Below are 21627 nucleotides of genomic sequence, written 5' to 3' on the forward strand. Positions count from 1 at the left end.
CTGCACGAGAAATGCGCATCTGCACGGGTATCAGCAGTCACGATCCCGGTGCAGATGCGCATTTCTCGTGTACAGACCCGGCCAGCCGACGAGCCGACCCGCCAGACACGCGAGCGCTCAGAGGTTGACGGGCTTGCCGTCCGGGCCAGGCAGCGGTCGGCGCCCATCCGCGGTGCGGGGGGCGTCATCCGCCGAGGCCAGCCGCGGGCCTGTCGTGATGTTCTCCGTCCCGCCACGCGCGTCGAGGCGGCGGCGCTGCGGCCCCATCGTGTACTTCGGGTCCTTCGCCGATTCCATGCCGGCTTCGAACACCGCGAAGCGTGTGCACACCGAGCCTGCGACGAAGCAGGCCCCGGAGACGACGGACGCCACGCGCGAGCGTCGCGCGAACAGCGCCGTCCCGACGAACCCGGCGACGTTGAGCGCCATGCTCGCCTTGTTGAGCTTGCCGGCAGTACCGTGGTGCAGCGGCTCGCCGACGCCCTCGGCGTCGAGGTGCTTCTCGAGACGATTGAGCACGCCGAGGTCGACGGCCGACCCGATGAGCGCTAGCGCCCGGGCGGGGCCAGCCTTCTCGACTGGCGTCCACATCATCGCGTTGCCGCTCGCCGCGGCCGATGCTGAACCGCCGAACACAAACGGCAGGTACAGCCGCGACTCGTGCCACGTCGGCGTCGACGTGTTCGACAGCAGCACCGCCGTGTACGTCGCCAGCGGCGCCGCCATCGACGCACCGAGCGCGACGAATCCCGGTTCGGTGACGCCGAGCATCTTCTCGACGCCGACGAGTGCCCCGTTGACGCGCAACCCGGCGTCACGACGACCCGCAGCACGCGACTGCCGCCGCAACCACCGCGACCCCGGCACCTCGAGCGAGGACGCCGACGCGACCTCGCCTGCAGCCCCGGCCACGCGATCGAGCGCGCCGACCAGACCCGTCACGGTGCCGCTTCGCTTGAGCGGCAGCATCCGCAGCACCTCGAGGGCCGCGAGCGGCATCGCACCGCCGCTGAAACCGGAGAGGATCCACGTGCCCACCGACATCGGCGAGCTGAGCTTCGCCACGCGCATCATGTTGTAGAAGCGCTCCGGGCGACCCAGGTCGCCGATGAGCGACGCACCCGAGACGGCGACCGCAACGGCCGTCGTCAGGCGCGTCACGCGCTGCAGGGGTTCGTTGCCCGTCAGGTACGCGCCGGTCGCGAGCAGCTGAGAACCGCCCGCGAGGCCACCGAAGAACAGGTACGTCGGGATCGGCCATTCCCACGGCACGGGCTTGATGACGCCACGCCCGTAGTAGCTCTGGAACTCGACGTCCGGCACGAGCGCGCGCTCACCGCGGCCCTCGCGACCGTTCAGCCAGTCGGTCGGACGGCGACGCTTGCCGCCACGCCCGCCGCGACGGCGCCGCCCACCCTCGGGTTCAGGATCCCTATACGCATCAAGGGAATTCACGCTCACGCCACACCACCTCCGACGAACGCCAGCGCTGCTGCGGCCATCATTCCGCCGGCCGCCATCGCCATCCGCTTGTACGACTCCGGCAAGGTCTTCGACGGCGCCACCGGGTCCGGTGGCAGTCCGTACACCTCGGGATCGTCGAGCAGGAGGAAGACCGAACCGGTGCCGCCGACGCCGTCGTCGAGGTTCGCGCCGTAGAGGCGCGCCTCCGTCATGCCCTGCGCGTGCAGCTGCGCGACGCGCTCCTCCGCGATCGCGACCATCTCCGCATGCGTGCCGAACTTGATCGACGTCGTGGGGCACGTCTGCGCGCACGCGGGCGTCTGGCCTTCCTTCAATCGGTCGTAGCACAGCGTGCACTTCTGCGCGTTGCCGTGATTGACGGTCGCCGTCTTCTCACGCCGTTCGATGACGCCGAACGGACACCCGCCGACGCAGTAGCCGCAGCCGTTGCACACGTCGGCCTGCACGACGACCGTGCCGAACTCGGTGCGGAACAGCGCGCCAGTCGGGCAGTTGTCGAGACACCCGGCGTGCGTGCAGTGCTTGCAGACGTCGGACGCCATGAGCCACCGGAAATCCTGAGCCTCGTGCAGCGCCGTCGGCATGACGCCGTTGTCGGTCGCGACGATGTCGAGCACGTTGACCCCCGCCAATTCGTCCGTCACCTGCGCCCGTTCGACGTCGAGCGCCGGGGCGCCCGGGTCGAGCGCTGACGGCGCGTCGGTCGCGTAGTCGGTGTGCCCACCGGCGACGCGGATGGCGCGCGCGGCGTCATCCGGCAGGTCGGCGAGGTGCGACGCTTCGCCCGAGCCGCCCGCAGCGTCTGCACCGGCGCCGGAGGCCGACCGCAGCGTCGGCATGCCGAGGTCGACGAGCTTGCGCCCCGACTCACGGGCCCGCGCGATCTGCTCGCCCGACTGCTCGACGAACGCGACGTGACGCCACGTGTCGGCACCCAGCTCACCCGTGTTGTCGTAGGAGTAGCCGGTGAACTCGTACCCGTCCTCGGGGTTGCGGTTCCACTCCTTGCACGCGACCTCGCAGGCCTTGCAGCCGATGCAGATCGAGGTGTCGGTGAAGAAGCCCATGCGTTCGGCGAGGACGTCGTTGGGCGCACCACCCGTCAGCGTCGTCGCCTCCGGGGTGCCCCAACCCGCCTGCTTCGACGGGTCACCTCCACCCGCGAACTGCGAACGGATGTACTCGGTCACCAGGCTCATCAGTCACACTCCTGGCAGATCTCGTTGCCCGTCTCGACGGTGACGCCGGCGCGGCTCTGGTACTCACTGACGAGCTGCTCGTACTCGTCCCGATCCTGTGGACGGCGGCCCGGGCGGATGTCGCACATGCCCATCTTGCCCTCCTGGATCTGGGTGTTGCGATCGAGCACCACGCCGAGCAGGTCGTTGGCCGAATCACCATGCACCTGAGCGGACTTCGCGCTGCCCCAGTGGTACGGCATGCCGACCTGGTGCACCATGCGACCACCGATCTTGAGCGGCACCATGCGGTCGGTGACGAGCACGCGCGCCTCGATCGCCGCGCGAGCCGACACGACGGTCGCCCAGTCGCCGTTCTCGAGGCCCTTCTCGGCCGCGAGATCGGGTGAGACCTCGATGAACATCGACGGCTGCAGCTCCGACAGGTACGGCAACCAACGGCTCATGCCGCCGGCCGTGTGATGCTCCGTCAGGCGCCCGATCTGGAACACGTACGGGTACACGTCGCCACCCGGCGTGCCCTCGCTCGGCGCGTTGAGGTTGTCCTTACGACGGAACGTCACCCGTGTCGGGTTGGACTGCTGGCTGTAGAGCGGGTTACGCATCGGCGATTCCGCAGCCTCGTAGTGCGTCGGCATCGGGCCGTCGACGAGACCGAGCGGCGCGTAGAGCCAGCCCTTGCCGTCCGCCATCATGATGAACGGATCGTCGCCGGCGAGGCCGTCGGGCCCACCCACACCCTCCTTCGGACGGTAGGACGGGGCGGTCTTGAGCGGGAAGTCGGGGTTGTCCTTGCCGACCCACTGCCCCTTCTCCTCGTCCCACCAGATGAGCTTCTTGCGCTCGCTCCACGGCTTGCCCTCACGGTCCGCGGAGGCGCGGTTGTAGAGCGTGCGGCGGTTCGCGGGCCACGCCCACGCCCATTCGGCGGCCGTCTCGTCCTGCTCGTACCCAGGCTTGCGCCGCGCGGCCTGATTGACCCCGTCCTTGTAGATGCCGGCGTAGATCCAGCATCCCGACGTCGTCGAACCGTCAGCCTTGAGATCTGCGTACGTCGCGAGGGGCTTGCCCTCCGCGTCGGTTCCGTTGATCTCGGCCATGACCGATTCGGCGATGACCTCGCCGTGCTCGTCCTTGGGGTAATCCCACGTGATCGCCTTGAGTGGCTCGTCGATGGGGTCGCTCGAATCGGCCAGCCTGGCACGGATGCGCACCCCGACCTCGTGGAAGAAGTCGAGCTCGCTCTGCGCGTCGCCCGGCGGGTTGACCGCCTTGTGACGCCACTGCACGAGGCGTTGGGTCTGAGTGAACGTACCGGCCTTCTCGACGTGCGTCGCCGCGGGGAAGAAGAAGACCTCGGTGTCGATGTCCTCACTCCTCCACTCCCCGGAGGCGATCTCCGGCGCGTCCTTCCAGAACGTCGCGGTCTCGATGAGCTGGAAGTCGCGCACGACGAGCCACTTGAGGTGGCGTAGGCCCTCACGTTGCATACGGGCGTTGGCCGAGCCGACGGCCGGGTTCTGCCCGAGCACGAAATAACCCTCGACCTGGTTCTCGATCATGCCCATGACCGTCTGGTACGTCCCGTGCGCGCCGGACAGACGCGGCATGTAGTCGAGCCCGAAGTTGTTCGCACTTGTCGCGTTCTCGCCGTACCAGGCCTTTAACAGCGACACGGCGTACTTGTCGGCATTCGCCCAGTACCCCTTGGCGTCCTTCGACACGATCGAATCGATGTAATCCTCGAGCGTTTCGTGGTCGGAGACCCGCGGCATCGGAAGGTAGCCCGGCAGCAGGTTGAACAGTGTGGGAATGTCGGTCGATCCCTGGATGGTCGCGTGTCCGCGCAGCGCCATGATGCCGGCGCCAGGACGCCCGACGTTACCCATGAGCAACTGCAGGATCGCCGCGGTGCGAATCATCTGGGCCCCGCCGACGTGCTGGGTCCAACCGACGGCGTAGGCGAACATCGTCGTGCGCTCGCGACCAGAGTTGGCGACGACCTCGCGGGCGACGAGTGCGAAGTCCTCCTTGGAGACGCCGCACACCTCTTCGACCATCTCCGGTGTGTAGCGCGCGTAGTGCCGCTTCATGATCTGCAGCACGCACATCGGATCGGTGAGCGTCTCGTCGCGCATCACGGCCGAGTGCGCGAGCGTCGGGCCACCCGAGCCGTGCGTCTCGGCGCCACCGCTCGCCTGGTGGCCCGAGGAACCGCTCTTCTCGTCACTCGAGGTGCCCTGATCCGGTTTGCCGGGCGGCGTCTTGTACTGCCACGAACTCTGGTCGTACTGGCCCGTGGTCGGGTCGTACCCGGAGAACAGGCCGTCGAGATCCTCGGTGTCGACGAAGTCGTCGCTGACGATCGTCGCGGCGTTCGTGTACGCGACGACGTAGTCGTGGAAGTACGTCTCGGTCGTCAGCACGTGGTTGATCAGCGCGCCGAGGAAGACGATGTCACTTCCGCCACGGATGGGGATGTGCTTGTCGGCCACGGCGGACGTCCTCGTGAAGCGAGGGTCGATGTGGATGACCTTCGCGCCACGCGCCTTGGCCTCCGTCACCCACTGGAAACCCACCGGGTGGCACTCGGCCATGTTCGACCCCTCGATGAGGATGAGGTCGGCGTTCGCCATGTCCTGCAGTGGATTGGTGGCTCCACCACGCCCGAACGAGGCTCCCAGACTGGGAACCGTGGCGCTGTGTCAAATACGCGCCTGGTTCTCGATCTGTATGGCGCCCGCGGCGGTGAACAGCTTCTTGATGAGGTAGTTCTCCTCGTTGTCGAGCGTTGCTCCACCCAACGAGGCGATCCCCATGGTGCGACGCAGGCGGTTGCCTTTGTCGTCCGTCTCCTGCCATCCGCGCTTGCGGCTGGCGATGAAGCGGTCGACGACCATGTCGATGGCCTTGTCGCGCTCGATCGGCTCCCAGTCGGTGCCGCCCGGCTTGCGGTAGAGCACCTGCTTGATGCGTGAGGGGTTGTTGACGAGCTGCTCGCTCGCCGAGCCCTTCGGGCACAGGCGGCCGCGCGAGATCGGTGAATCCTTGTCGCCCTCGATGGCGACGACCTTTTCGTCCTTGACGAACACGCGCTGGCCGCAGCCCACGGCGCAGTACGGGCACACCGACTGCACGACGCGGTCGGCCGTCGTCGTGCGCGGTTCGAGCGTTCGAGTCTTCTCACTCGTCACTGCCGGGCCACGACCGAGGAAATCCTTCGATCGCACCTGACGCAGGACGGGCCACTCGAGGGGTGACAGACCCATTGAGCTCCCCTTTCGTCGCATGCGTGATCGTTCTGCGTCCAAGTCTAGACCCGAGAGCCGACAACCCAACCGTCAGGCGCCGCCCGGAGCGCCGATCACGTTGCCGGACGGCGAGATTCGCACGCCTCGAGCTCTCGCCGCGCCGTCGCGCAGATCACTGCGGGCAGGCCTCCTGCAGCACCTCGACGACCGACGGCAGGACGTGCGTGTGCGGGCTCGCCTCAAGCGTCTCGCGCGAGCCGGAACCCGAGAGCACCCCCGCGACGAGACCCGCCCCGCTGCGGGTGCCCGCGACGAGATCGGCACCCGTGTCGCCCGCGACGACGACCCTTCGGACGTCGACGACGCCGGCACGTTCCATCGCCCGGAAGATCATGTACGGCGCGGGACGCCCCGCCGCCACCTCGTCGGCCGTGACGAGCGCATCGACCATCCCGCCGTCCTCGAGCGGCCCGACGCGCCAGCCCACCCCGTCGAGCACCATGTCGGCGACGTCGCGGGTGAAACCGGTCGTCAGGGCGACCTTGAAGCCGGTGGCGCGGTGGATGGGCACGCTCGTGCGTGATCAGGTGATGTTCACCCCCGGCTGATTGGATGAGCGGGTGACCACCCTCCTGCTCATCCGCCACGGCCAGACCCCCAACAACGTCATCGGTGCGCTGGATACCGCGCTGCCCGGCGCCGGGCTCACCGAGCTCGGCCACGCGCAGGCCGACGACCTCGTGCCGCGCCTCGCCGATCGCCGCATCGATCGAGTCGTCGCGTCCGCCCACGATCGAGCGCGTCTCACGGCCGGACCGCTCACCGCCGAACGCGGGCTGACGCTGACGCAGGACGCCGGCTTCGGTGAGATCTTCGCCGGTGATCTCGAGATGGCGACGACGCACGAAGCCGCCGACATCTACCTCGACACGGCCTACGCGTGGGCCACCGGTGACCTCGAGGCGCGCATCCCGGGTGGCCCCGCCGGCGCGGAGACGCTCGAACGGTTCACCGAGGCACTCGAACGCTCCCTGGACGGGCTCGACGACGATGCGACGCTCGCCGTCGTCAGTCATGGCGCGGTGCTGCGGCTATGGGTGACGTCGCAGTGCGAGAACCTCACGCCGCGGGAGGTGCGTCAGCGTCGGATCCCCAACACGACCGTCCTGACGCTCGAGGGTCGGCCGGGCGCCTGGCGATTCGTGGCCTGGGACGAACCGCGCCTGCTCGACCTCGCCGCCGACGACCCGACGGCCAACGCCGACGAAGACTGAATAGCCCGCGGCGCGCATCGCGTCAGCCGTCCGCCGCCTGAGCCACATGATGCTGCCCGAGTCAGTCAGGACTGACTCGGGCAGCGCCACGTGACGCGACTGATCAGGCAGCCTGCGCGCTCGTGCTCGACAAGGTGGGCGCCGTGGTCGACGAACTCGTCGAACCCGAACCACCCTGCGTCTGGCCGCTCGGCGCGCCATCGTGGCGGGGTCCGTCATGCCCGCCCGGCCCGCCGGGCTTGCCGGCCGTCACAGTCACGGTCTTGAGATCCTTGCTGACGTCGATCCGCACGTGCGCACCCGCCTTCGTGCCGAACGCGTGGTAGGTGCCGTCGCTCTCCTTGTAGACCTTCTCGACGGTGACGCCCGAGTCCTTCGCCTTGACGGCGTTCTTGACGCCGGTCAGGGCGGTACCCGTCACCTCGGTGCCGCGGTGGTGACCGTGGTGGCCGTGACCCCGGCCGGTGCGGACGGTGACCGTCTTGAGGTCCTTGCTCACCTCGACCATGACGCGCTTGCCGGACCTCGTGCCGAACGCGCGGTACGAACCGTCCGGCGCCTGACGCACGCCCTTGACGGTGATCGACGCGTCCTTCGCCTTCACCGCATTCTTGACGTTCGTCGCCGCGGTCCCCGCGACCAGCTTGTCGTGCATGCCGCGCATGCCGTGCCCGTCCTGGCCGGCGGCGCTGCCCTGCTGCGTCGTGGTGTTCGGGGTGGAGGTGCCGGTGCTCACCGTCTGCGAGCTCGCGAGCGCCGCCCCCGAGACCGCGAGGGTGCTCACTGCGCCGACGCCGGCGGCGATCTTACGACCGTTCTTCGCCATGGTTGACTCCTTCATCCGTGGGCCTCGACCGTTCGTGGCCCGACGGATGCACGCTGACCGCCGCGGCTGTGATGAAGCTATGTGCACTACAAGGCGAGCCCATGCGTTCGCCTGCCGTCAGGTTCGAAGAAGCTGAGAGAATGCCGCCATGCCCGGCGCTCCCTCCGACGATCTCGCACCCATGACCTCTCCCGCTCCGTCCGCCCTCCCGTCGAGTGGCGATCACATCGCGTTCTATCGGTTCGTCGCGGTGCCCGACGTCGACGCCGCCGTCGTGCGGGTGCGCGAGCTGTGCGCTGCGCGCGAGGGTTTGACGGGGTCGGTCCTCATCGCGAGCGAGGGCGTCAACGGCATGCTCGCCGGAGCGCCCGAACAGGTCGACGCCTTCCGCGCGGCAGCGAGCGCCGACGCCGTCACGCGGGCCCTGTTCGACGGCATCGTCACCAAGCGCACCGCGTTCACACGTCCGCCGTTTCGCCGCATGATGGTCAAGGCGAAGCGCGAGATCGTGCCGCTGGGCGTCGACGGGCTCGACATGCCGAACCGCATGGAGGACGTGCGTGCCACCGACGTCGCGCCGCAGCGATGGCGCGAGCTGATCCGGCGCGACGACGTGATCGTCCTCGACAATCGCAACAGCTTCGAGTTCGGCGTCGGCCACTTCGAGGGGGCGATCGACCCGGGCGTCGAGAACTTCCGCGACTTCGCCGACTACGTCGAGGCGCACGCGCCTGCGTGGCGTGAGAGCGGGACGAAGGTCGCGATGTACTGCACGGGCGGCATCCGCTGCGAGAAGTCGAGCCCGTGGATGCAGGATCTGGGTCTCGAGGTCTTCCAGCTTCAGGGCGGCATCCTCAACTACTTCGCGCAGATGCCGGACGCCGACGTCGACTGGCGCGGCGAGTGCTTCGTGTTCGACGAACGCGTCAGCCTCGACACGCACCTGCGCGAGAGCGGCACGGGCGCCGCGGACGTCGACGAGCCCCGCCCCTCCGAGTGACGAGCGCGGGGCGCCTGCCCGACGGCACATGACATGTCGCCCCCGCTGACGAGTGCCCGCTGGGTCGTCGGGGCGTCGCGTCGTCGGGGCGTCGCGTCGTCGGGCCCACTGGCTGACGGACCGCCCAGCCCGCTGAAAATCGGGTGACGCCACCCCGCCACGCCGCCTAGCGTGAGGGTGTTCCCACCACTCCAGGAGGCCTGTGTATTCATCGTCCTTGCCCTCGGCCGGCGGCTCGTCCGGCAGCCACCTGCGCGTCGACGGCGTGTCGAAGAGCTACCCCGACCGTCGCGTCCTGACGAACATCTCCTTCAGCGTCGCGGGGGGCGAACGCGCCGCCCTCATCGGCGAGAACGGCACGGGCAAGTCGACGCTTCTGCGCCTCGTCGCCGGCCTCGAGCGCCCGGATGCGGGCAGCATCACCGCGCCCGGCAGCGTCGGTCTGCATCATCAACAGGCGCCGTTCGCCCTGACGCTGACGGCGCAGCAAGTGCTCGACGACGCCGCCGAGCCGATCCACGCTCTGGCGCGAGCGGTCGAGGTCGCGGGCGAGCGTCTCGCGCGAAACGCCGAGGACGCGCTCGCCGCAACCGAACTCGACGCGGCCCTCGCCGCGGCGGAGCGAGCCGATGCGTGGAACGTCGAGCACGCGATCGACGAACTCGTCGACGGCCTCGGCATCGGCGCAATCGCGCGTGACACGCCGATGAACGAGGTCTCCGGCGGCCAGCTCGCCCGCTTCTCCTTGGCGTGGATGCTCATCCGCCGTCCGCAGACGCTGCTGCTCGACGAGCCGACCAACCACCTCGACGATCGTGGCGCGCAGCTGCTCACATCGATGCTCCTGACGTGGCCCGGCCCGGTGCTGCTCGCGAGCCACGACCGTGCCTTCCTCGACGAGAGCGTCACCGACCTCATCGACCTCGACCCGCGGCCCCTGCCGCACCGGGTCGCCGCCCGCATCTCCGATGCCTCGGACGCCGGCGCCGCCCACGGCGTCACGCGTTTCACGGGCACGTTCTCCGACTACGTCCTCGCTCGCCACGACGAGCACGAACGCTGGGCGCGCCAGTATGAGGACGAGCAGGCCGAACTCAAACGGCTGCGCGCGAAGATGAGGGACGACCACACCGTCGGGCGCCCCGAACGAGGGCCCCGCACCGAGGCGCGCGGGGCGAAGAAGTTCTACTCGGACAAGAACGCCACCGTCGTCGCGCGCCGCGTCAACGATTCGCGCACGGCCTTGGAGCGACTCGAGAAGACGCAGGTGCGCAAACCCCCGGCCACGTTGCGGTTCAACACCGAGCGTTCCCTCGCGGCGGCCTCACGCCCGTCCGAACTTCCCGGCGGGCCGCTGCTCGCGGCGTCCGCCGTCAGCGTTCCGGGGCGTCTGGAGCCGACGAGCCTGACGGTGTCCGCCGGCGAGCGCTTCCTCGTCGAGGGGCCGAACGGGTGCGGCAAGTCGACGCTGCTGCGCGTCCTCGCCGGCGAGTTGGAGCCCGTCACGGGGTCAGTGCATCGCGAGCGCCGCGTCAGCGTCGGATTGCTCGGCCAGGACACGGCACCGCTCGCGTTCGACCGTCAGCCCTCTGCCGGCCCTGACGTCGACGCCCCGCACCTCGAGCCCGACACCACCGTCCTCGACGCCTACCGCGCCCGTGTCGGTGACGACCTGGCAGCGCGACGTCCGCTCGCGACGTTCGGCCTCATCGCCGGACGCGACGAGAACCGTGCGTTGGCCGATCTCAGCGTCGGGCAGCGTCGTCGTCTCGATCTGGCGTGTCTGCTCGCGTTGCCGCCGGACGTGCTGCTGCTCGACGAACCGACCAACCACTTCTCGCTCCTGCTCGCCGAGGACGTCGAACGGGCTCTTGACGACTACCCGGGCGCCGTCGTCGCCGCGAGCCACGACCGCATGCTGCGCTCGCGCTGGGCAGGAGAACGCCTCGCACTGAGCTCCCAGAAAACCCCCTAGCCACGCTCCGGAAAGCGGCGTAGGGTCGAGGCAACTGTTGTCCAGAGAAAGGAGTTCATGTCATGGGTATCGATGACAAGTTCGACAACGCCAAGGACGAGAAGCTCGGCCAGGCCAAGGAGGCCTTCGGCAAGGCGAGCGACGATCAGGGTCTCGAGGCCGAGGGCAAGGGCGACCAGATGGGCGCCAACCTCAAGCAGGCCGGCGAGAAGATCAAGGACGCCTTCAAGGGCTGATTGCCCGAAGCGTTGCCTACTTGGTCACGGGGCGCATCCTCACGACGAGGATGCGCCCCGTGTCGTATGTCCGCCCGGTCCAACCCTGCAGGCTCCCCCCGGGTACGAGCGCAGCGTCGACGGCCGATCGTCACGATGCGGTCTCGGTTGCGTCGCGTCCAGAGCGCTCGCCCAGGCCGCCCCGCAGCGTCAGACCGCGTCACCCACGCGACGTTCACAGGCCCCCTTAACACTCCCGTAACAATGGGGCGCGAGGGGTGTCACCTCGCTGGCCTAAAGTGATGAGCGGCACACCTGACCGGCGACGTGCGTCCCCGCGCGAGGCCGAGGTGTCCTCCTGTTCATGAAAGGCAACGTATGTCCTCGACTCCTGACGCGCTGAAGAATTCGGCCGCGTCCGATTCGCGCGACTCCGGTGACACCGGGTACGCCAAGCACCTGAAGAACCGCCACATCCAGATGATCGGCATCGGCGGCGCCATCGGCTCCGGCCTCTTCCTCGGCTCCGCGGGGCGTCTCAACGAAGCCGGCCCGTCCCTGATCTTCAGCTACGCCATCTGCGGCGCCGTCGCGATGATCGTCGTGCGTGCGCTCGGTGAGATGGTGCTGCACCGCCCGAGTTCGGGTGCCTTCGTCTCCTACAGTCGCGAGTTCATCGGAGAGAAGGGGGCGTACGCAGCGGGCTGGTTCCACTTCCTGAACTGGGCCTTCACTCTCATCGCGGACGCAACGGCGATCGCGACGTTCCTGTACTTCTGGAAGCCGGTGTCCGACGCCTTGCCGAAGTGGGCGCTCGCCCTCATCGCGCTGGCGATCGTTCTCGCCATCAACCTCATCGGCGTCAAGCTGTTCGGCGAGGTCGAGTTCTGGTTCTCCATCATCAAGGTCGCCATGCTCGTGGTCTTCATGGTGGTCGCGATCTACTTCATCGCGACGTCGCACCAGCTGGGCCCTGATACCGCAGGCCTGCGCAACATCACCGATCACGGCGGGATGTTCCCGAACGGGCCGAGCCACATGTGGACCCTGATGTCCGGCGTCATCTTCGCCTACGCCGCCATGGAACTCATCGGTGTGGCCGCCGGCGAGACGGAGAACCCGCGCGAGGTCATGCCGAAGGCCGTGCGCTCCGTCCTGTGGCGCATCCTGATCTTCTACGTCGGCACGATCACGCTGTTCTCGCTGCTCCTGCCGCACACCGCCTACCAGGCGGACACCTCGCCCTTCGTGACGGTCTTCGACCGCATCGGCTTCCACATCGGCGGCGTGAAGATGGCCGACATCATGACCGTGGTCCTCGTGACGGCGGTCGCCAGCTCGATGAACTCCGGCCTCTACTCCACCGGGCGCGTGCTGCGCTCGATGGCCGAGGCGGGCACGGCGCCGCGTTACCTGCGCAAGATGAGCAAGCACCAGGTGCCGTGGGCCGCGATCGCGACGACGGCTGCCTTCGGTCTCATCGGTGTGGCCATCAACTATGCGTGGCCCTCGGATGCCTTCGAGATCGTCCTGGAGGTCGCCGTCCTCGGCATCATCGGCGTGTGGGCCATGATCCTCATCTCTCACATGATGATGGTGCGCAAGGCGAAGCGCGGTGAGATGCAGCGACCCGACTTCCAGCTCAAGGGCGCGCCCTTCCTCAACATCGTCGCGCTGGGCTTCCTCGGCTTCATCCTGGTCCTGATGGCGACGCAGGGTGGCGTGCTGCAGAAGGTCGTCCTCATCATGGGCCCGGTCGTGGCCGCTCTCATGATCGGCGGTTGGTTCCTCGTCCGCAATCGGATCAACGCCGAAGCGTTCGACTCCGAGGACAACGCCATGGTGTGAGCCTCCGCTCATCACGTCTGATGCCCCGTCTACGTTCGTAGGCGGGGCATCACGCGTCGATGGCGTCATCTCAGAGCGGACACGTGTGTGCACGCGGTCACATCGGTGGCCTGGAGTGTGCCAGTCATGTGGCCTGGGCTACGGCCCTCGAGCAGTAAGGCATCCCTCGATGTCCTCCCTCCTCTCTGAGCCTGCGCCCACCTCCGGGTCCGCGGCTCCCGGCGCGAACGGCCCCGCCGACGCCCCGCATTCCCGCGACGCCGGTGACGCCGGGTACGCCAAGCACCTGAAGAACCGCCACATCCAGATGATCGGCATCGGCGGCGCCATCGGCTCGGGCCTCTTCCTCGGCTCCGCCGGGCGCCTGCACGAGGCCGGCCCGTCCCTGATCTTCAGCTACGCGATCTGCGGCATCGTCGCGATGATCGTCGTGCGTGCGCTCGGTGAGATGGTGCTGCACCGCCCGAGCTCGGGCGCCTTCGTCTCCTACAGTCGCGAGTTCATCGGCGAGAAGGCGGCCTATGCCGCCGGGTGGTTCCACTTCATCAACTGGGGCTTCACCGTCATCGCCGACTCGACGGCCATCGCCGGGTTCCTCATCTTCTGGAAACCGATCTCCGACGCGCTGCCGCAGTGGGCTCTGGCGCTGCTGGCTCTCACGATCGTGCTCGTCATCAACCTCATCGGCGTGAAGTGGTTCGGCGAGATGGAGTTCTGGTTCTCCATCATCAAGGTCGTCACGATCATCGCGTTCATGTTCGTCTCGATCTTCTTCATCGTGACGAGCAAGGATCTGTCGTCGGACGGTCAGCACGCCACGGCCGGCCTGCACAACATCACCGACAGCGGTTTCTTCCCGAACGGCGTGTCGCCGATGTTCATGCTGATGTCCGGCGTCATCTTCGCGTACGCGTCGATGGAACTCATCGGCGTCGCCGCCGGCGAGACGGAGAACCCGCGCGAGGTCATGCCGAAGGCGGCGCGCGCCGTCGTGTGGCGCATCCTCGTGTTCTACATCGGCACGATCACCCTGATGACGCTGCTGCTGCCGACCGACCAGTACAAGAAGGGCGAGTCGCCGTTCGTCACCGTGCTCGACCGCGTCGGGTTCCACATCGGCGGCGTCCACATGGCCGACATCATGAGCGTCGTGCTGATCTCCGCCGTCGCGAGCTCGATGAACTCCGGCCTGTACTCGACCGGCCGTGTGCTGCGCTCGATGGCGATGGCCGGCACCGCGCCGCGCTACCTCGCGAAGATGAGCAAGACGCAGGTGCCCTACTGGGGCATCTTCACGACGTTCGCGTTCGGCCTCATCGGCGTCGGCATCAACTACGCGTGGCCGTCGGACGCGTTCGAGATGGTCCTCGAGCTCGCGACGCTCGGCATCATCGGCGTGTGGTCGATGATCCTCATCAGCCACCTCATGATGGTGCGCAAGGCCAAGCGCGGCGAGCTGGAGCGACCCGACTTCAAGCTCAAGGGCGCGCCGTTCCTCAACATCTTCGGCCTGCTGTTCATGGCGGCCGTGCTGCTGCTCATCATGTTCGGCGACGACCCGAAGGCCGCCAAGGCCGGCTACATCGGCGGGCCCGTCCTCGCGGCGCTCATGGTCGGCGGCTGGTTCCTCGTGCGCGGCCGCATCAACTCCGAAGCGTTCGACGACGAAGCGTCACGCATGTCCTGACGATCGAATGCCCGACGTGACGGCGCCCCACCCGGCCGGGTGGGGCGCCGTCACGTCTGTGCACTCCAGACGCCTCCTCGTGACCGGATCGCTCACGGCGATGACGGCCCTGCGTGCGTTGATGCCGCACGCCTCCCCTAGTGTGTGCGTGCCCAGGCCGCACCCGGCCTCGACGTGAAAGGGAGCGATGTCGACCTCCGCCGACACCCAGAACAACCCGGCGCCCACCGCGGGACGCCCCGCCGACGCCGGTGACCACGGCTATGCGAAGAACCTGAAGAACCGCCACATCCAGATGATCGGCATCGGTGGCGCCATCGGCACCGGACTGTTCCTCGGTGCCGGTGGCCGCCTCGAGAAGGGCGGGCCGTCCCTGCTCATCTCGTACGCCATCTGCGGTGTCGTCGCGATGATCGTCGTGCGCGCCCTCGGCGAGATGGTCGTGCACCGCCCGAGCTCGGGCGCGTTCGTCAGCTACAGCCGGGAGTTCATCGGCGAGAAGGCTGCCTACACCGCCGGTTGGATGCACTTCATCCACTGGGCGACGACGATCGTCGTCGACTGCACCGCGATCGCCCTGTACTTCCACTACTGGGGCTTCTTCAGCGAGCACGTCCCTCAGTGGGTCATCGCAGCCATCGCCCTCGTCGTGACCGTCGCGATCAACCTCGTCGGGGTGAAGCTGTTCGGTGAGATGGAGTTCTGGTTCTCCATCATCAAGGTCACCGCCCTGCTGGGGTTCATGGCCCTCGCGATCTACTTCATCGTCTCCGGCCACCACGTCGGTGGTTCCGCACCCGGGCTGCACAACATCACCAACCACGGCGGGTTCTTCCCGCACGGTCTCGCGCCGATGTTCATGCTCATGCAGGGCGTCATCTTCGCCTACTCGTCGATGGAGCTCGTCGGCGTCGCCGCCGGTGAGGCCGAGAACCCGCTCGAGGTCATGCCGCGCGCCGTCAACTCGGTGCTGTGGCGCATCATCGTCTTCTACCTCGGTTCTCTCGTGCTGCTGACGCTGCTGCTGCCCACCGATGAGTATTCGTCGACGACGTCGCCGTTCGTCACCGCCCTGGCGCAAGCCGGCGTGCCACACGCGGGGGACGTCATGAACGTCATCGTCATCACGGCCGCGGCATCGTCGATGAACTCGGGCCTGTACTCGACGGGACGTGTCATGCGGTCGATGGCCGTCTCCGGTTCGGCGCCGCGCTTCCTCGGCGTCATGAGCGGACGCGCCGTGCCCGCCGCCGGCATCATCGCGACGGCTGCACTCGGCGCTGTCGGCGTGGTCATCAACTATCTGTGGCCGAGCGAGGCGTTCGAGATCGCGCTCAACTTCGTGTCGGTGTGCATCATCGCGGTGTGGTGCCTCATCATGCTGAGCCACCTCGCGTTCGTCGTGAAGTCGAAGCGTGGCGGCGCCCCGCGGCCCGCGTTCCGCCTGTGGGCCTCCCCCGCGAGCGACATCTTCGCGCTGCTGTTTCTCGTCGCCGTCGTCGTGCTCCTGGCGACCAGTGACAACAAGGGCTTCCTGACGGTCTGCGTCGCCTCCCCCATCGTTGCGATCGTCCTTGTCATCGGGTGGTTCTTCGTGCGGAACAGGATCGACCCCGACGCCTTCGACGCCGAGGAAGCACGCCTCGAGGGCCACGAACACTGACCCTCACCTCGGCACCCTGACGAACCCCCACCTGCCTGATGGGTGGGGGTTCGTGACGTCGCCGGTGCAGGAGGTTCGGTTGTGGCCGACGGCCGCCGACGCGCGATGGGGGTCATGTCGTTCGCCACTAGACTGACCGGGTGATCGAGCTTCCTGTGCTGTTCTCCACCACGCCCGACTACTACCGTTTCGCCGTCGTCGAGCTGCGCCGTGAGCTCGACATCGAGAAGGTGACGCGCGTCGGCGAGGACGCCGGGCTCGTGCAGTTGAAGGACGGCGGCCTCGAACGGATCCACGACCTCGCGACGAGCGGTTACCTCAGGTTCTGTAAGTACCTCGCGAACGTCGAGGCGCACACGCCGACGAAGGCGCATCGGCACGACGACGTCGAGGAGATCGCCGAGTGGGCCCTCGACGCGATGACGACGCGCCTCGAAGCGCTGACCGAGGCGGGCCGATATCGGGCCGGTGACGCCGTGTCGCTGCACACCTGGGATTCGGGGCAGGCGCCCTGGGCGCCGGGCAAGGTGCGTCGCCCCCTGCTCGAGATGCTCATGGACGAAGGTGTCCGCGTCGTCCCCGGCGGCGCCGAGCACACGCTGTCGCTCTGCCTCGGTGAGGATCGTCTGACGACGGGGGTGACGCCGACCCACCTCGGCCTGTCCGACTGGGCCGGCGGGCGCATCCGCCTCGCCGCGCGCAAGGAGCAGGTCAGCCGCGCCGAGTTCAAGCTCGAAGAACTCTTCGGTCTCATCGACGTGCCGCGCGGAGACGTCGCCGTCGACCTCGGCGCGAGCCCCGGGGGCTGGACGCGCATCCTGCGCTCGCACGGTTTCTCGCAGGTGCACGCCGTCGACCCGGCCGACATCGACGAGCGCGTCATGAACCTCGGCGGCGTCGAGCATCACAAGACGACGGCGGGCGAGTTCGTCGCGAAGCACGGCGAGCGCGTCGACCTCATCGTCAACGACATGCGCATGCCGCCGCAGCTTTCGGCGCACACGATGCTCGAGGCGTCCGACATGCTGCGTCCCGGCGGCAGCGCGATCGTGACGTTGAAGCTCGGCACGAACAACCCCGTCAAGCAGGCCGACGAGGCGATGACGATGCTGACGAAGGCGTACGACATCACCTTCGCGCGACAGTTGCAGCACAACCGCCACGAGATCACGCTGGTGCTCTCTCGCGTGTGATGCCGGCGCTCATCTCCCAGCATCGGGAGAAAATGCGTCGCCGCTCACCGAGTTGGCTTTGGAACTCCCAATGTTGGGAGGTAATGAGTCGCCGCTCGCCGAGTCGGCTGCAAAACTCCCGACATGATGAGTTCTGAGCCCGACGCTGCCGACGCTGCCCGACTCTTGCGTGAACAGGCACCTCACCTTTCGACGCTCGAGGTGCGCCCGAGCAAGACGTCCGGCAGCAGCAACTGGGTCTTCCGGATCGGGGAGCACCTCGCGCTTCGGCTGCCACGCTCCGATGCCTACGCCGACGACCTCGCCAAGGAGGTGACGTGGCTGCCGATGCTCGGAGCTGCCGTGAGAACACCGATCCCCCGAATCGAGTTCACCGGGCGCCCAAGTGCGGTGTTTCCGCGCCGATGGGCCGTCGTCACATGGCTCGAAGGCCGCACGCCCAGAGATCTTGAGGCGCCGATGCAGCAAGCGCTTGCCACCACGCTCGGCGAGTTCACCGCAGAGCTCCACGCGCTCGACACCTGCGGCGAAGTGGGCGGCGCCGAGCGCTGGGGCTACCGCTGTGGGGAGCCGGTGAACGACACCACTGACGGCTGGGTCGAGGAAGCAGCCGATGAGCTGAGCGATCTCTTCGACCCGGCTCAGGTGCGCCTGGCGTGGAAGCGGCTGCGCGAGGTCGGCCCCGCGCCGAAGGCCGGGGCCTGGGTGCACACCGACCTGTCGCCCGAGAACGTGCTCGTCGACGCTCGCGGCGCGCTGGCCGGGGTCATCGACTTCGGCGGGCTCGGTGTGGGTGACCCCGCGGTCGACCTGCTCTACGCCTGGGACCTCTTCGACGCACCGGGTCGCGCCGTGTTCGCGCGTGCCGCTGGTGCCGACGAGGCGATGTGGGCCCGTTCTCGCGCATGGGTCTTCGCCGGGCCGGGTCTTCTCACCTTGGCGGACTACCGCCACACCATGCCCGAGCGCACTGCGCGACTTCCCGTGCGACACGACGCGGACGACCTCCCACCCCTCGGCGCGCAACGCCGCTTCTCGCTCGATGTCCGCGTGCTTCTGCGCCTCGGTGGTGTAGTGATGATCGCCGTCGTACTCGATCGCGATCTTCAGCTCGGGGTACGCGAGATCGAGCCGACGACGACGCCCGCCGGCCATCACCTCGACCTGCGCCACCGGTCGCGGCAGCCCCGCAAGGATGAGCAACACGCGCAGCCGCGTCTCCATCGCCGACTCTGCTGCCCCATCGACGAGCCGCACGAGATCCCGCCCGCGCCCGGGCCGCGTCCCGAGCGACTCCGCCCATGCAGCACGAGCTCGCACTGCATCCACCGACCTCAGGCGCAGGACGGCATCGGCGAGAACGACGGCGTCGACGAGGGAGAGCCGCGGAAGAGGCGACGGACGTCATCGGAGGCGAGGTCGCTCCGACTCAAACCCGCCACGAGCGCCTCCCGCGAGGTGAAGGGCGACGGACCCAATCCGTTCAACGCGGCGCGTCGCCGCTCGGCTACCGCTCGGCGGGACGCGCGACGTTCGGACGACGTTTCAGCTGCGGGTCGAGATGTCGTCATGCCTCCAGGCTCGCTGGTTCGGTGCGACCATGCCGAAAGTTATCCACAGGGCCTGGAAGACCTCGGCGGGTTGTGACCGTCGAAACGCCCGAGCTGGGGGGTTTCGCAGCCGCCTCGCCACCCCCCGGGCCTCCGACGCCCAAGCTTGGGAGTTTCGCACTCAGCGTCCGCGCAGCGTTCCGAACGCCTCCGAACGAACCCGCCAACAACCCGTGCCACAGGTCACCGTCGTGGGTGGAAATGTTGAGTTAACGGCGAGTTCGTCGTCACTTTCGACATTCGACACTGAAACCCAACAGGTCACCATGCATTTGTGACTCAGCTCACAAGCTTGGTTCGATCGCCCATTTTATCTTGACGTCGAGATACCCGTACGTTCGAAGAGTCCCCATTCGTGCAGCGGAAAACAATCGTGGCCAGCCACGAAACGTCCGCGGCCGGGGTGACCGACGACAGCGATCAGGACGGCACGCGCGGAGATCCCGCTCGGGCCCGATCGCACACTAAGGATGGCCGATCCACATGACGACGATGGACATGCCGAAGGCCGGCGTTCCCACCGAAGGCGGCACGACGCACGAGGGCCTCGCGGCCTGGGTTGCGGAGGTCGCCGAGATGACCACCCCCGACCGCATCCAGTGGGTGACTGGATCGGATGAGGAGTGGAAGCAGATCACCGACAAGCTCGTCGAGCAGGGCACGTTCACGCGCCTCAACGAGGAGAAGAAGCCGAACTCGTTCTACGCCGCGAGCTCGCCGCAGGACGTCGCGCGCGTCGAGGACCGCACGTACATCTGCTCCGTCGACGAGAAGGACGCCGGGCCCACCAACAACTGGATGGACCCGAACGAGATGAAGGACCTCATGCGTGGCCTGTACAAGGGCTGCATGAAGGGCCGCACGATGTACGTCATCCCCTTCGTCATGGGTCACCTCGAGGCCGAGAACCCGATGTTCGGCGTCGAGATCACCGACTCGGAGTACGTCGTCGCGTCGATGCGCGTCATGGCGCGCTGCGGCACGAAGATCCTGAAGCGCATCGAGGAGCTCGGCGAGAACGCCAAGTACGTCCCCGCGCTGCACTCGCTCGGCGCGCCGCTCGCCGACGGCCAGAAGGACGTCGCGTGGCCGTGCAACGAGGAGAAGTACATCGTGCAGTTCCCCGAGGAGCGCACGATCTGGAGCTTCGGCTCGGGTTACGGCGGCAACGCGCTGCTGGGCAAGAAGTGCTACTCGTTGCGCATCGCGTCCGTCATGGCGCGTGACGAGGGCTGGCTCGCCGAGCACATGCTCATCCTCAAGCTGATCTCCCCGGAGAACAAGGTCTACTACGTCGCGGCGGCCTTCCCGAGCGCCTGCGGCAAGACGAACCTCGCGATGCTGAAGCCGACCATCCCGGGCTGGAAGGTCGAGACGCTCGGCGACGACATCGCCTGGATGCGTTTCGGTGAGGACGGCCGCCTCTACGCCGTCAACCCCGAGTTCGGATTCTTCGGCGTCGCGCCGGGCACGAACGAGCACACGAACCCGAACGCGATGGCCGCGATCAACAAGGGCAACAGCGTCTTCACGAACGTCGCCCTGACCGACGACGGCGACGTGTGGTGGGAGGAGCTGGAGAACACGCCGGCTCACGCGACGGACTGGAAGGGCAACGACTGGACGCCCGAGTCGGGCGAGCTGTCGAGCCACCCGAACAGCCGCTACTGCACGCCGATCGACCAGTGCGACATCCTGGCCGACGAGTACAACGACCCGCAGGGCGTGCCGATCTCGGCGATCCTGTTCGGTGGCCGCCGCAAGACGACGGTTCCGCTCGTCACCGAGGCCCGCGACTGGCTGCACGGCACCTTCATGGGCGCGACGCTGTCGTCCGAGACGACGGCCGCCGCGACCGGCGCGGTGGGCGTCGTGCGCCGCGACCCGATGGCGATGCTGCCGTTCATCGGCTACAACGCCGGCGACTACTTCCAGCACTGGGTCAACGTGGGCAAGGACGCCGACGCATCCAAGCTGCCGGCGATCTTCTACGTCAACTGGTTCCGTCGTGACGAGGACGGCGGCTTCCTGTGGCCGGGCTTCGGCGAGAACAGCCGCGTCCTCAAGTGGGTCATCGAGCGCATCGAGGGCAAGGCCGCCGCGGTCGAGACGCCCATCGGCCACGTCCCGACGCCCGAGTCGCTCGACGTCGACGGCCTCGGCCTGACGGACGCGCAGCTCGAGAAGGCGCTCGCCGTCGACGTCGAGGAGTGGAAGGCCGAGATCCCGCAGATCGAGGAATGGTTCGCGAAGTTCGGCGACCAGCTGCCCGTGCAGCTGCAGGTCGAGCTCGACGGTCTCAAGGAGCGCCTCGGCGCCTGAGCCCATCACGGAGACGCTCGCCGCCTCGGTGCCTGCATGAGTAGGTTCCGCTTCGGCGGGGCGTGCGCCAGCAGGTTCC

Annotated in this window: 15 protein-coding genes; 10 read left to right on the forward strand and 5 right to left on the reverse strand. The window is 67.9% G+C overall.

Going from position 1 to position 21627, the window contains the following annotated elements:
* Positions 1-117: 117 nt before the first annotated feature.
* From nrfD to DYE07_RS06605, 4 genes are all read right to left on the reverse strand, one after another.
* On the reverse strand, positions 118-1461 hold the full coding sequence (nrfD, locus tag DYE07_RS06585; protein ID WP_006945724.1) for an NrfD/PsrC family molybdoenzyme membrane anchor subunit: 1344 nt from the start codon (positions 1459-1461) through the stop codon (positions 118-120).
* Entirely contained in the window at positions 1458-2684 is a 1227-nt protein-coding gene (locus tag DYE07_RS06590; RefSeq protein ID WP_006945686.1) for a 4Fe-4S dicluster domain-containing protein, read from the reverse strand. Before DYE07_RS06590 ends, nrfD begins: the two co-directional genes overlap by 4 nt.
* The gene (gene fdh, locus DYE07_RS06595) at positions 2684-5953 is read right to left on the reverse strand and encodes a formate dehydrogenase (protein WP_172462958.1); all 3270 of its coding nucleotides are present in this window, start codon (positions 5951-5953) and stop codon (positions 2684-2686) included. The genes DYE07_RS06590 and fdh overlap by 1 nt, the downstream gene beginning before the upstream one ends.
* 154 nt (positions 5954-6107) lie before the next feature.
* Positions 6108-6506: an HAD hydrolase-like protein gene (locus tag DYE07_RS06605; RefSeq protein ID WP_237723882.1), complete on the reverse strand. Its 399-nt coding sequence runs from the start codon at positions 6504-6506 to the stop codon at positions 6108-6110.
* Positions 6507-6555: 49 nt separating this feature from the next.
* On the opposite strand from DYE07_RS06605, the gene DYE07_RS06610 reads away from it, so the two are divergent.
* Positions 6556-7209 carry a histidine phosphatase family protein gene (locus DYE07_RS06610; RefSeq protein WP_006945659.1) on the forward strand — a complete coding sequence of 218 codons (654 nt, stop codon included), beginning with the start codon at positions 6556-6558 and terminating at the stop codon, positions 7207-7209.
* 103 nt (positions 7210-7312) lie between these two features.
* Here the strand turns inward: DYE07_RS06610 and DYE07_RS06615 are convergent, their stop codons facing one another.
* Positions 7313-8035 (reverse strand): hypothetical protein, encoded by a 723-nt coding sequence (locus DYE07_RS06615; protein WP_115296594.1) that lies wholly within the window; start codon positions 8033-8035, stop codon positions 7313-7315.
* 181 nt (positions 8036-8216) lie between these two features.
* Here DYE07_RS06615 and trhO point away from each other — a divergent pair, with 181 nt between their 5' ends.
* From trhO to DYE07_RS06660, 9 genes are all read left to right on the forward strand, one after another.
* Complete coding sequence (trhO, locus tag DYE07_RS06620; protein ID WP_231729477.1) at positions 8217-9035, forward strand: oxygen-dependent tRNA uridine(34) hydroxylase TrhO; 819 nt, start codon at positions 8217-8219, stop codon at positions 9033-9035.
* Positions 9036-9252: 217 nt separating this feature from the next.
* Positions 9253-11010 (forward strand): ABC-F family ATP-binding cassette domain-containing protein, encoded by a 1758-nt coding sequence (locus DYE07_RS06625; protein ID WP_237723878.1) that lies wholly within the window; start codon positions 9253-9255, stop codon positions 11008-11010.
* A gap of 62 nt (positions 11011-11072) precedes the next feature.
* On the forward strand, positions 11073-11246 hold the full coding sequence (locus DYE07_RS06630) for a CsbD family protein (protein WP_006945671.1): 174 nt from the start codon (positions 11073-11075) through the stop codon (positions 11244-11246).
* Positions 11247-11603: 357 nt separating this feature from the next.
* Positions 11604-13073 carry an amino acid permease gene (locus tag DYE07_RS06635; RefSeq protein ID WP_006945676.1) on the forward strand — a complete coding sequence of 490 codons (1470 nt, stop codon included), beginning with the start codon at positions 11604-11606 and terminating at the stop codon, positions 13071-13073.
* Between the two features lie 169 nt (positions 13074-13242).
* Complete coding sequence (locus tag DYE07_RS06640; RefSeq protein ID WP_115296596.1) at positions 13243-14760, forward strand: amino acid permease; 1518 nt, start codon at positions 13243-13245, stop codon at positions 14758-14760.
* Positions 14761-14947: 187 nt separating this feature from the next.
* Positions 14948-16423, forward strand: a complete 1476-nt coding sequence (locus DYE07_RS06645) for an amino acid permease (RefSeq protein ID WP_074040599.1) — start codon at positions 14948-14950, stop codon at positions 16421-16423.
* 140 nt (positions 16424-16563) lie between these two features.
* Complete coding sequence (locus DYE07_RS06650; protein WP_235006077.1) at positions 16564-17616, forward strand: SAM-dependent methyltransferase; 1053 nt, start codon at positions 16564-16566, stop codon at positions 17614-17616.
* A 123-nt stretch (positions 17617-17739) separates the two neighbouring features.
* Positions 17740-19263, forward strand: coding sequence for an aminoglycoside phosphotransferase family protein (locus DYE07_RS15115; RefSeq protein ID WP_237723877.1), 1524 nt, complete (start codon positions 17740-17742; stop codon positions 19261-19263).
* Between the two features lie 446 nt (positions 19264-19709).
* A complete protein-coding gene (locus tag DYE07_RS06660) occupies positions 19710-21548 on the forward strand; it encodes a phosphoenolpyruvate carboxykinase (GTP) (RefSeq protein WP_038566783.1) in 1839 nt (612 codons plus the stop codon).
* The last annotated feature ends 79 nt before the right edge of the window (positions 21549-21627 follow it).

Origin of the sequence: Dermacoccus nishinomiyaensis (assembly GCF_900447535.1) — a bacterium.
Classification (GTDB): Bacteria; Actinomycetota; Actinomycetes; order Actinomycetales; family Dermatophilaceae; genus Dermacoccus; species Dermacoccus nishinomiyaensis.